This is a genomic window from Streptomyces sp. NPDC050211, from assembly GCF_040656035.1.
Taxonomy (GTDB): domain Bacteria; phylum Actinomycetota; class Actinomycetes; order Streptomycetales; family Streptomycetaceae; genus Streptomyces.
Genome location: NZ_JBFALC010000003.1, coordinates 221,291 through 232,792 on the forward strand (window position 1 = coordinate 221,291; position 11,502 = coordinate 232,792).

At 71.7% G+C, this 11,502-nt stretch carries 10 protein-coding genes; 2 read left to right on the top strand and 8 right to left on the bottom strand.

The genetic code is table 11. From position 1 onward, the window contains the following. Positions 1-153 precede the first annotated feature (153 nt). The 7 genes from AB0I98_RS04975 to hrcA all read right to left on the bottom strand — a co-directional run bounded on the left by AB0I98_RS04975 (position 154) and on the right by hrcA (position 8,531). Positions 154-3,366, bottom strand: coding sequence for a S41 family peptidase (locus AB0I98_RS04975; RefSeq protein ID WP_362935400.1), 3,213 nt, complete (start codon positions 3,364-3,366; stop codon positions 154-156). Positions 3,367-3,439: 73 nt separating this feature from the next. Beyond that, positions 3,440-3,973 (bottom strand): hypothetical protein, encoded by a 534-nt coding sequence (locus AB0I98_RS04980; RefSeq protein WP_362935403.1) that lies wholly within the window; start codon positions 3,971-3,973, stop codon positions 3,440-3,442. A gap of 90 nt (positions 3,974-4,063) precedes the next feature. Beyond that, a complete protein-coding gene (locus AB0I98_RS04985) occupies positions 4,064-4,456 on the bottom strand; it encodes a VOC family protein (RefSeq protein WP_362935406.1) in 393 nt (130 codons plus the stop codon). A gap of 16 nt (positions 4,457-4,472) precedes the next feature. Next, positions 4,473-5,213, bottom strand: coding sequence for a 16S rRNA (uracil(1498)-N(3))-methyltransferase (locus AB0I98_RS04990; protein ID WP_362935409.1), 741 nt, complete (start codon positions 5,211-5,213; stop codon positions 4,473-4,475). After that, a complete protein-coding gene (locus tag AB0I98_RS04995) occupies positions 5,213-6,298 on the bottom strand; it encodes a nitronate monooxygenase (protein WP_362935412.1) in 1,086 nt (361 codons plus the stop codon). Before AB0I98_RS04995 ends, AB0I98_RS04990 begins: the two co-directional genes overlap by 1 nt. A gap of 76 nt (positions 6,299-6,374) precedes the next feature. Further along, positions 6,375-7,514 carry a molecular chaperone DnaJ gene (gene dnaJ, locus AB0I98_RS05000; RefSeq protein ID WP_328364605.1) on the bottom strand — a complete coding sequence of 380 codons (1,140 nt, stop codon included), beginning with the start codon at positions 7,512-7,514 and terminating at the stop codon, positions 6,375-6,377. After that, the gene (gene hrcA / locus AB0I98_RS05005; RefSeq protein ID WP_362935415.1) at positions 7,515-8,531 is read right to left on the bottom strand and encodes a heat-inducible transcriptional repressor HrcA; all 1,017 of its coding nucleotides are present in this window, start codon (positions 8,529-8,531) and stop codon (positions 7,515-7,517) included. Between the two features lie 141 nt (positions 8,532-8,672). Between hrcA and AB0I98_RS05010 the strand changes: the two genes are divergently transcribed. Further along, a complete protein-coding gene (locus AB0I98_RS05010) occupies positions 8,673-9,398 on the top strand; it encodes an MBL fold metallo-hydrolase (RefSeq protein WP_362935418.1) in 726 nt (241 codons plus the stop codon). Between the two features lie 34 nt (positions 9,399-9,432). Next, positions 9,433-10,236 carry a DUF3097 domain-containing protein gene (locus AB0I98_RS05015; protein ID WP_362935421.1) on the top strand — a complete coding sequence of 268 codons (804 nt, stop codon included), beginning with the start codon at positions 9,433-9,435 and terminating at the stop codon, positions 10,234-10,236. A gap of 12 nt (positions 10,237-10,248) precedes the next feature. On the opposite strand, the gene hemW is transcribed toward AB0I98_RS05015, so the two are convergent. Then, positions 10,249-11,481, bottom strand: coding sequence for a radical SAM family heme chaperone HemW (hemW, locus tag AB0I98_RS05020; protein WP_362935424.1), 1,233 nt, complete (start codon positions 11,479-11,481; stop codon positions 10,249-10,251). Between the last annotated feature and the right edge of the window lie 21 nt (positions 11,482-11,502).

An 11,502-nucleotide genomic window follows, 5' to 3' on the forward strand; every position in this document is an offset into this window, starting at 1 on the left:
ACGCTGGGTGATCTCTTACGTGGGCATCGTATCGTCGGAGACCTTGCGCAAGCTGCGGGCAGTCGTGCCGCCTGGGGCGGCACGGGTGGGCGCAGGCGGCACCCCGTCAGCGCCGGGCTGCGCGACCCACCCCTGCCCAGCCCCCACCCCGGCTCACGGCAGGCTCGGCGGTACCTTCGCCGGCGTCTCCTCCAGTGCGGCCAGCGCCAGCCTCACCGCCTCGTCCAGCTGGACATCCCTCCCCGCCGCGTAGTCCTGCGGGCGCTGGACCACCTCCACGTCCGGATCCACCCCGTGGTTCTCCACGCCCCAGCCGTAGTTCTCCAGCCAGAACGCGTACTTGGGCTGAGTGACGAGCGTGCCGTCGACCAACCGGTACCGGTTGTCGATGCCGATCACGCCGCCCCACGTACGCGTACCGACGACCGGCCCGATCCCCAGCGCCTTGATCGCCGCGTTGACGATGTCCCCGTCGGACCCGGAGAACTCGTTGGCGACGGCGACGACGGGACCACGGGGGGCGTCCTCGGGATAGCTGTACGGCCGCATGCCGCGCGGGGAGGCCCAGCCGACGATGCGGCGGGCCAGCTTCTCGACGACGAGCTGGGACGTGTGGCCGCCCCGGTTCTCCCGGACGTCGACGACGAGCCCCTCCCTGGCTACTTCCACGCGCAGGTCGCGGTGGATCTGGGCCCAGCCCGGCGCCTGCATGTCGGGGACGTGGAGGTAGCCGAGACGGCCGCCGGAACGTTCGTGGACGTAGGCCCGCCGGTCGGCGACCCAGGCGTGGTAGCGCAACGGCTCCTCGTCGGCGACGGGGACGACGACGGCGTGCCGGGGCTCGCCGCCGCCGGAGGGCGACACCGTCAGCTCGACCGGCTTGCCCGCCGTACCGACGAGGAGGGGGCCGGGCCCGGTCACCGGGTCGACGGGGACGCCGTTCACCGCCACGATCGCGTCGCCCGCGCGCACCGCCACGCCGGGCGCGGCGAGCGGGGCTCGGGCATCCGGGTCGGACGTCTCGGAGGGCAGGATCCGGTCGATGCGCCAGCTGCCGTCCGCATGGCGGGAGATGTCCGCGCCGAGCAGCCCCTGCCGGTCCCCGCTGCCGTGGCCGCCGCGCGGCATGACGTACGCGTGCGAGGTGCCCAGCTCGCCGTGCACCTCCCACAGCAGGTCGACGAGGTCGTCGTGGGTGGCGACGCGGTCGAGGAGGGGGCGGTAGCGGTCGAGGACGCCGTTCCAGTCCGTGCCGCCCAGGTCGGGACGCCAGAAGTTGTCCCGCATGATGCGGCCGTTCTCCTCGTACATCTGCCGCCACTCGGCCGCCGGGTCGACGGTCTGGCGGATGCGGCCGAGGTCGACGGTGATGTTGGTGTCGCTCTCGTCGTCGTTGGCGGCGCGCCGGTCGCTGGGGACGACCTTGAGCCGGCCGTCGGACCACAGCAGGACCCGCTTGCCGTCGCCGCTGACCCGGAAGTGGTCGGCGTCGTCCGCGAGATGCTCCAGGCGCCGCTGGACGAGGTCGTACCGCTCCAGCTCCGACTTGGGGTCGGGGTCGTCCGGGTTGGCCCGGGTGGCACCCAGCGACCCGCGCACCGGGTGGCGCAGCCACAGCACGCCGTCCTTCGCGGCGCGCAGCCCGGAGTAGCGGGCGGCCTCCACCGGGAACGGCACGATCCGGTCGGCGAGCCCCTCCAGGTCGACGCGGGTGGTCGGGGCGCCCTCGCTGTCCGGGGTCTCGTCCTTGTCCGGCGCGTCGAAGGGACGGCCGTGCCGCTGCGGGCCGAACGGGGACGGGGTCGTCGCGGCCAGCGTGATCAGGTGCGGGCGGGAGCCGACGACGAAGGCCAGGTCGAAGACGTGCTCGTCGTAGACCGGGTCGAAGGCCCGCGTCGACAGGAAGGCGAGGTGCTTGCCGTCGAGGGTGAAGGCGGGCGCGTAGTCCTGGAAGCGCAGCGGGGTCGCCTCGGTGACCGACAGGTCGGTGGTGTTGGCGAGTTTGAGATGGCACAGCGGGCGGGGGCCGGGGTGCGACCAGGCCAGCCATGCCGAGTCGGGCGAGAAGACCAGCCCGGAGGCGTCGCCGTCCTCGCTGCGGTCGACCTCGCGGACCTCGCCGGTCTCGCGCTCGACGAGCAGCACGCGTCCGTCGTGCGAGGCTACGGCGGCCCTGCTGCCGTCGGGCGCCATCGCGAGCCCGAGCACGCGGCCGAGCTGCCCGGCGGCGAGCCGGCGCGGAGTCGCCCCCGGAGCCAGGCCGGTCGCCGGCGCGAACTCCAGGGCGTCGTCGCCCTCGGCGTCCGTCACCCACACCACCCACTCCTCGCCCTCCGCGCGGAAGGTGCGCGGCAGCCGGGCCCGTACGCCGGGTTCGGCGGCGAGCGCGCGGGCCGGTCCCGAGCGGTGGGTGACCCAGTGCACGGCGCCGCGCACCGCGACCGCGCTGCCGCGCGCGGTGTGGTCGGGGGACGCCGACCCGAACCACCGTGAGGCGTTCACCGGGAACGGCTGCCGGTCGGTGCGCTGCCCGCCGAGCCGGATGTCGAGCTTGCGCGGCTCGGCGCCGTCGAGGTCGTCCAGGATCCAGAGTTCACCGGCACAGGAGTACACGACGCGGGTGCCGTCGCCGGAGGCATGCCGGGCGTAGAAGCCGTCGACGGGAGTGTGCCGCCGTAGATCCGAACCGTCCCCGAGGGAGGAGTACAGCGCCCCGACCCCCTCGTGATCGGACAGGAACGCGATCCGCTCCCCCGCCCACACGGGGTACTCGATGTTGCCGTCGACGTCTTCATGCAGCCGTACGAACTCCCCGGCACCTTCTTCACCTTCGGCGCCACGGTCGATCCACAACTTGCCCGCCGTACCGCCCCGGTACCGCTTCCACCACGCCGCCTCCCGCCCCATCGGCGAGGACAGCAGCACCGCGCTCGGGCCGTAGGCGACATGGCCGACCCAGCCGTACGGCAGGACGGTCGACGGTCCGCCGTCGAGCGGGACGGCGTGGGCCCAGCTGCGGCGGAGGTTGGCCTGGCCGTAGGTCGTGATGGCGAGGACCTGGCCGTCGGGGGTCCAGCCGCGTACCTGGGTGCGTGAACTGCCCCAGTGCGTCAGGCGCTTGGCGGGACCGCCGTCGATGGGGGCGATGTGCACCTCGGGGGCGCCGTCGCGGGTGGAGGTCCACGCCACCGTCGTACCGTCGGGCGAGATGCGCGGCAGGGTGACCGGCACATTGTCGGCACTGACCCGCCAGGCCCGGCCGCCGTCGAGAGGCGCGAGCCAGACGTCGTCCTCGGCGGTGAAGGCGACCAGGTCGCCGTGCAGGTGCGGGAAGCGGAGATACGCGGCGGATGCGGGCTCTGTCACCCGATCACCCTATGCAGGCGCGGCGCCGCTGGACAGGCCTTTGGATCACTTGCCCGCTCCGCGCGACCATGGCTCACTTGCCCTCGGGCCAGCAGTTCGGCTGCTCCTTGCACCACAGCGTCTTCGTCTCGGTGACCGTGACCGTGGCCCCGGGCTGCTGCGGATTGTTGACCGGCGGAGTGCTCGCCGCGTCGCAGTTGCCGAGCCCTTCGACGTGGAACCACTCCTTCCCGTCGATCTTGGCCGTGAGGTCCCCACGTACACACTTGCCGTTGACCGCCCGCGTCACCTTGCCGGTGACGGTGATGTCCTGCCCCTGGTCGGTGCGGCCCTGACAGTCGACATTGGCGACGGCGTTCACGCTCGGGCTCGAACTCCCCGGCGTAGAAGCCTTGTTGCCATCCCCGAAGGACGCCGTACAGGTGAGCCAGCTCACCTTCGCGTTCTGCCGCTCCAGTTCCTTGGTGACGGTCTGGTCGGTCGTGTAAGCCACCGTCGCCGAACTAAGCCCGGCCGGATCACAGCCGACGACCACCCCGACGACTCCGACCACGGCAACGACCCTCGCCCAGCGCGGACGATCCCAAACCCACCGCAATACCCCCATGGACGGCAGCCTCCCACTGTCCCGCCCAACACGAAAGAGCGCATACGGCCACTCACGCCTCCCCCTAGTCGAAGTCGAGTGAAGCCTGGCTCAGGTTCGCAGCAGCAGCCACTCCTGAAGTTCCACCAGGTTGCCCTCCGGATCCTTGAGATGCGCGACACGCATACGCGCCGCCATATGAGTCGGCCCGTGCAACAGCGTGGCGCCCCGCGCAGCGACCTGCTCGCAGTACGCGTCCAGATCATCGACGCGCAGGACAACCAGAGAACGGTGACCAGTCGCCGCGTCGCCCAACTCCCCCAGCACCTCCGCCATCATCGCCCGGTCCTGAAGCGCGATCCCCGCAGAGCCGGTCGCGGGACTGAACTTCTCGTACGGCCCCTCGGCAGCCCCCGACTGCGGCTTGAGCCCGAGGACCTCGGAGTAGAAGCGATAACACGCGGCGAAGTCGCTGACGAGTAGCCGTACTTGAGCGAGTTCCATGACCACTCCCGGGTGTTCAGGACCACCGGCCGGTGCGGCCGAGAAGAAGCGCCGCCGCCGCGGTACCGGCGGTGGACGTACGCAGCACACTGGGCCCGAGCCGGTACGCCCGCGCACCGGCCTCCGCGAACAGCGTCAACTCCTCGGGAGAGACGCCCCCTTCGGGCCCGACGACCAGCACGATCTCACCCTCGGCGGGCAGTTCGGCACCGGCGAGGGGTTCCGTGCCGCTTTCATGCAGTACGGCGGCGAAGTCGGCCTTCGCGAGAAGTGCCGCGACCTGCTTGGAGGTCGCGGCGTCCGCGACGTCGGGGAAGCGCACCCGGCGGGACTGCTTGCCGGCCTCGCGCGCCGTGGCCCGCCACTTGGCCAGCGCCTTCAGTCCGCGGTCGCCCTTCCACTGCGTGATGCAGCGGGAGGCGGCCCACGGCACGATCGCGTCGACGCCGACCTCGGTCATCGTCTCGACGGCGAGTTCGCCGCGGTCGCCCTTGGGGAGGGCCTGGACGATCGTGATGCGGGGTTCGGGCTGCGGCTGCTCGGCCACCGAGTCCAGCCGGACGATGAGGCGGTCCTTGCCCTCGGTGTCCAGCACCACGCACTCCGCCCAGCGGCCCGCCCCGTCGGTGAGCACCACGTCCTCGCCGGGCCGCAGCCGCTTCACCGAGACCGCGTGGCGCCCCTCGGGGCCGTCGAGGACGTACCGCCCGCCGCTGCCCGCGTCGAAGTGCTCGACCACGAAGACGGGGGCGGTCATCAGGCACCGCCTCCCATGGACGGAGCGGCCGACAACGCTGTCTTCGCGGCGGCGATCTCGGCGGCCAGCACCTCCACCAGCTGTCCGGCGGGCAGTTCGCGGGCCATCCGGTGGCCTTGTCCCGCCCACAGCGCCATGCCCTGCGCGTCGCCCGCCTTGGCCGCCGCCTTGCGCAGCGGCGAGGTGAGGTGGTGGACCTCCGGGTAGGCGGCGGGCGCGTACGGGCCGTGCTCCCGCAGGAAGCGGTTGACCAGGCCGCGGGCCGGGCGGCCGGAGAACGCGCGCGTCAACTCCGTACGGACGAACAGGGGGTTGGTGAGCGCCTGCTTGTGCAGGGCGTTGGCGCCGGACTCGGGGGTGGCGAGGAACGCCGTGCCGAGCTGGGCCGCACTGGCGCCCGCGGCCAGGGCGGCGGCGATCTGGCTGCCGCGCATGATGCCGCCGGCGGCGACGAGCGGGAGCGACACGGTCTCGCGGACCTGCGCGATCAGCGACAGCAGGCCGATGCCGGCGCCGTCCGTCTCCTGGATGTCCCGGTGCGTGCCCTGATGGCCGCCCGCCTCGACGCCCTGCACGATCACTCCGTCGGCACCGGCCCGCTGCACGGCGAGGGCCTCCTCGGCGGTGGTCGCGGTGACCAGCGTGACGGTGCCGACGCGGCGCAGTGAGTCCAGTACGTCCCGGCTGGGCACGCCGAAGTGGAACGAGACCACCGGCACCGGGTTGTCGAGCAGGACGGCGAGCTTGGCGTCGTAGCCGTCGTCGCGGCCGCTGTCGGGGTCGCCCAGCTCGGTCTCGTACCAGGCGGCCTCACCCGCCAGCTGATGGGCGTAGACGTCCACGGCGGCGGCATCGGCGTACTCCGGCTGCGGCATGAACAGGTTCACGCCGAACGGGCGGCTCGTGATGCCCCGCAGCTGTTTGATCTCCTGGTACATGCCGTCGGCGGTCTTGTACCCGGCGGCCAGAAACCCGAGCCCGCCGGCCTCGGACACGGCGGCAGCGAGATGCGGGACGGAGACTCCGCCCGCCATGGGGGCCTGCACGATCGGATGAGGGAAGAGATCGGTCAGTGCGGAGGACATGACGGCATGTTGTCACGTCCTCCGAACAAGTCCGAATCCGGCCTTCCCCTTGGCATAGGCCACCGGCATGCCAGAGCTAACGCCCGTTGAAGGCGTCCTTCAGCCGCGAGAAGAGCCCCTGCTGCCCAGGTTGGAACTGCCCCGTAGGCCGTTCCTCGCCGCGTAGCTTGGCCAGCTCGCGGAGGAGGCGTTCCTGTTCGGGGTCGAGTTTGTTCGGGGTCTGGACCTCGACGTGGACGATGAGGTCGCCGCGGCCGCCGCCGCGGAGGTGGGTGACGCCGCGGCCGTGCAGCGGGATCGACTGGCCGGACTGGGTGCCCGGGCGGATGTCGACCTCTTCCAGGCCGTCCAGCGTCTCCAGCGGGACCTTGGTGCCGAGCGCGGCCGCCGTCATCGGAAGCGTGACCGTGCAGTGCAGGTCGTCGCCGCGCCGCTGGAACTGCGCGTGCGGCAGCTCATGGATCTCGACGTACAGGTCACCGGCGGGACCGCCACCGGGACCGACCTCGCCCTCACCCGCGAGCTGGATCCGCGTGCCGTTGTCGACACCGGCCGGGATCTTGACCGTGAGGGTGCGCCGGGAGCGGACCCGGCCGTCACCGGCGCACTCCGGGCACGGCGTCGGCACGACCGTGCCGAAGCCCTGGCACTGGGGGCAGGGCCGGGACGTCATGACCTGGCCCAGGAAGGACCGGGTCACCTGCGACACCTCACCGCGACCGCGGCACATGTCACACGTCTGCGCACTCGTCCCCGGCGCGGCGCCCTCGCCGCTGCAGGTCGAGCAGACGATCGCCGTGTCGACCTGGAGGTCCTTGGTCGTGCCGAAGGCCGCCTCGTCCAGCTCGACGTCCAGCCGGATCATCGCGTCCTGGCCGCGCCGCGTACGCGACCGCGGGCCCCGCTGGGACGCCGTACCGAAGAACGCGTCCATGATGTCCGAGAAGTTCCCGAAGCCACCCGCGCCGAAGCCGCCCGCGCCACCGGCGCCGCCGGCCTGGGACAGCGGGTCGCCGCCGAGGTCGTAGACCTGCTTCTTCTGCGGGTCCGACAGCACCTCGTAAGCGGCGTTGATCTCCTTGAACCGCTCCTGGGTCTTCGGATCCGGATTGACGTCCGGGTGCAGCTCGCGTGCGAGCCGCCGGAAGGCCTTCTTGATCTCTTCCTGCGACGCGTCGCGGCGCACGCCGAGAACGGCGTAGTAGTCCGTGGCCACTTACGACTCCGCCAGGATCTGTCCGACGTACCGTGCCACTGCGCGTACCGCTCCCATCGTTCCCGGGTAATCCATGCGGGTCGGTCCGACCACGCCGAGCTTGGCGACTGCCTCGCCGCCCGAACCGTAGCCGACCGACACGACAGACGTGGAGTTGAGTCCCTCGTAGGCGTTCTCGTGACCGATGCGTACGGTCATGCCCGAATCCCCGGCCTCACCAAGCAACTTGAGGAGCACGACCTGCTCCTCCAGCGCCTCGAGCACCGGCCGGATCGTGAGGGGAAAGTCATGCCCGAAGCGGGTCAGATTGGCGGTGCCGCCGATCATCAGCCGCTCTTCGTTCTCCTCGACGAGGGTCTCCAGAAGTGTGGAGAGCACCGTCGAGACCGTGCCGCGGTCCTCGTGGTCGAAGGCCTCGGGCAGGTCCTCGACCAACAGCGGGACATCGGTGAACCGGCGTCCGGCGACCCGGCTGTTGAGCCGCGCGCGCAGATCGGCGAGAGAGGCCTCGCCGAACGGCGCCGGACAGTCGACCATCCGCTGCTCGACCCGCCCGGTGTCCGTGATCAGCACGAGCATCACGCGCGCGGGAGCGAGTGAGAGCAGTTCCACGTGCCGCACGGTGGAGCGGGTGAGCGAGGGGTACTGCACGACGGCGACCTGCCGGGTCAGCTGCGCGAGCAGCCGCACCGTCCGCGCCACCACATCGTCGAGATCGACGGCCCCGTCGAGGAAGTTCTGAATCGCACGCCGCTCGGGCGCGCTCATCGGCTTGACGCCGGCCAGCTTGTCGACGAAGAGGCGGTAGCCCTTGTCCGTGGGGATGCGCCCGGCGCTGGTGTGCGGCTGGGCGATGAACCCCTCGTCCTCCAGGACCGCCATGTCGTTGCGCACGGTCGCCGGGGAGACACCGAGGTTGTGCCGCTCGGTCAGCGCCTTGGAGCCGACCGGCTCCTCCGTGCCGACATAGTCCTGGACGATGGCGCGCAGCACCTGAAGCCTGCGTTCACTCAGCATCTCGCGCACACCTCCAGAAGTCGTCCCTCTCGGCGCCTCGCCTGGCACTCTTCGCTTCCGAGTGCCAGAGTTCCCCGGCCCAGTGTACGGCGGTCGGGTACTCACGGGGCAAGGACGGGGTCGTACGGCTAGCGTCGCCGTATGAGCGTGACTTGGGAAGAGCTGGGGTGGGAGCGGCTGGCGGCCGGGGTGGGACGGTGCCGGCTGCCGGTCTGGGACTGCACGGTGGGGCTGGTCGTCGGGGCCGGCGCGGCTCTGGTGATCGACGCCGGGTCGAGCCTCGCGGAGGGCGCACGTGTGCGTGCGGGGGCTCAGGAACTCGCCGGCCACCGTGTGACTCATCTCGCGCTCACCCACCCACACTTCGATCACGTCTTCGGGGCGGGGGCCTTCGCGGGCGCGGAGTTGTACGGCGCGGTGGGCATCGACACGGTGTACTCGCACACCGGGCGCGAGGAGCTGCGGGCGGACGCGGTACGCCACGGTCTGGACGCCGGCCCGGCGGACGAGGCGGTGGTGTCCCTCACACCGCCCCGCCATCACGTCTCCGGCGAGTGGACCCTCGACCTGGGCGGCGGCCGGCAGGTCCTCCTCGCCAACGTGGGTCCGGGCCACACCGCCCACGACCTCGCGGTCCTCATCCCCGGCGATCCGGAGGTCGTGTTCTGCGGCGATCTGGTCGAGGAGTCCGGGGAGCCGCAGGCGGGCGCCGACGCCGTACCGACCCACTGGCCCGCGGCACTTGATCGTCTGCTGGACCTCGGCGGCGAGGACGCGCTGTATGTGCCCGGTCACGGAGCGGTGGTGGACGCGGCGTTCGTCCGCGCGCAGCGGAACGCGCTCGCGCGCCGATTCGGCGTGTCGTGACCACGCCCCTCCGGCTTCTCCTATCGTCATCCGAATGCGCCAGTACTCTTCGGACCTGACCCCGCCGTGGAAGAAGCCCAAGCCCGTCCCCGAGGTCCCGGCGGACCCCGGTCTGGTCGTCGAGGAACCCGGCACCGGCTTCTGCGGCGCGGTGATCCGCTGCGAGGCGGGCACGGTGACCCTGGAGGACCGCTTCGGCAAGCACCGCGTGTTTCCCCTGGAACCACGGGGCTTCCTCCTGGAGGGCCGAGTCGTGACCCTGGTCAAGCCCGCCGCCGGTCCCGTACGTCCCACCCGTACCGCATCCGGCTCCGTCGCCGTCCCCGGCGCCCGCGCGCGTGTCGCTCGCGCCGGGCGCATCTACGTCGAGGGCCGGCACGACGCGGAACTCGTCGAGAAGGTCTGGGGCGACGACCTCCGCATCGAGGGCGTCGTCGTGGAGTACCTGGAAGGCATCGACGACCTACCGTCCATCGTGGCCGAATTCGCACCGGGCCCGGACGCACGCCTGGGGGTACTGGTCGACCACTTGGTGCCGGGCACGAAGGAGTGGCGCATCGCCGAGTCGGTGCCGAGTGAGCACGCCCTAGTGGTCGGCCACCCGTACATCGACATCTGGGAGGCCGTGAAGCCGTCGTCACTGGGGATCGCGGGGTGGCCGAGGGTGCCGCACGGGCAGGACTGGAAGACGGGCGTGTGCCGGGCACTGGGGTGGCCGGAAAACACCGGTGCGGCTTGGCAGGGGATTCTGGGGCGGGTGCGGTCTTATCGGGATCTGGAGCCGGAGTTGTTGGGGAGGGTGGAGGAGCTGATCGACTTCGTCACGGCACCGGCGTAGGGCGGCTTCGCTTCAGTCCACCAGGTCCCGCACCACCGCGTCCGCCAGCAACCGCCCCCGAAGCGTCAACACCGCGCGCCCCTCGTCGTACGGCCGTTCCTGAAGCAGCCCCTCCTCCAGCGCCCGCCGAGATGCCTTGCGGCCCTCCTCTCGGAGCAGAGCCAGCGGTACGCCCTCCCGTAGGCGCAGCTCCAGCAGCACCCGCTCCACGCGACGGTCCTCGGCCGTCAGAATCTCCCGCCCTGCGCCGGGCGAGCGGCCAGCGGCCAGTGCCGCCGCGTAGGCCCCGGGATGCTTCACGTTCCACCACCGCACGCCGCCCATGTGCGAGTGGGCTCCGGGTCCGGCGCCCCACCAGTCGGCCCCTCGCCAGTACAGCTCGTTGTGCAGGCACCGCCCCGCGTCCGATGTCGCCCAGTTCGAGACCTCGTACCACTCGAAGCCGGCCCCCGACAGCACCGACTCCGCGATCAGATACCGGTCGGCGTGGACGTCGTCGTCGGTCATCGGAACCTCGCCGCGGCGGATGCGCCGGGCCAGCTGTGTGCCCTCCTCGACGATCAGGGCGTAGGCCGAGACATGGTCGGGACCGGCGCCGATCGCGGACTCCAGGGAGGCCCGCCAGTCGTCGTCCGACTCCCCCGGTGTGCCGTAGATCAGATCCAGGTTGACGTGGTCGAAGCCCGCCGCCCGGGCCTCCGCGACGCAGGCCTCGGGGCGTCCCGGCGTGTGTGTGCGGTCCAGCACGCGCAGTACGTGCTGCTTCGCGCTCTGCATGCCGAAGGACACCCGGTTGAAGCCGCCCTCCCGGAGCGTGGCCAGATAGGCGGGGTCCACCGACTCCGGGTTCGCCTCGGTCGTGATCTCGGCGTCGGGTGCCAGGCCGAACTCGTCGCGGATCGCGCCCAGCATGCGTACGAGATCGTCCGCGGCCAGCAGGGTCGGCGTACCGCCTCCGACGAAGACCGTCCGCACGGCGCGCGGGTCGTCGCCGAGGACCTTGCGGGCCAGGCGGACCTCGTCGATCAGCGTGTCCGCGTAGTTGTCACGGGACGCCAGCACGCCGCCCGTGCCGCGCAGCTCGGTCGCGGTGTAGGTGTTGAAGTCGCAGTAGCCGCAGCGGGTGGCGCAGTACGGGACGTGCAGATAGAACCCGAGGGGGCGGGTGGCGGCGTCGGCGAGCGCGGGTGCGGGGAGCGCGCCGTCGTCGGGGACGGGCTCGCCGTCGGGGAGTGCGGAAGGCATGCCTTCCATTGTCCAGCACCC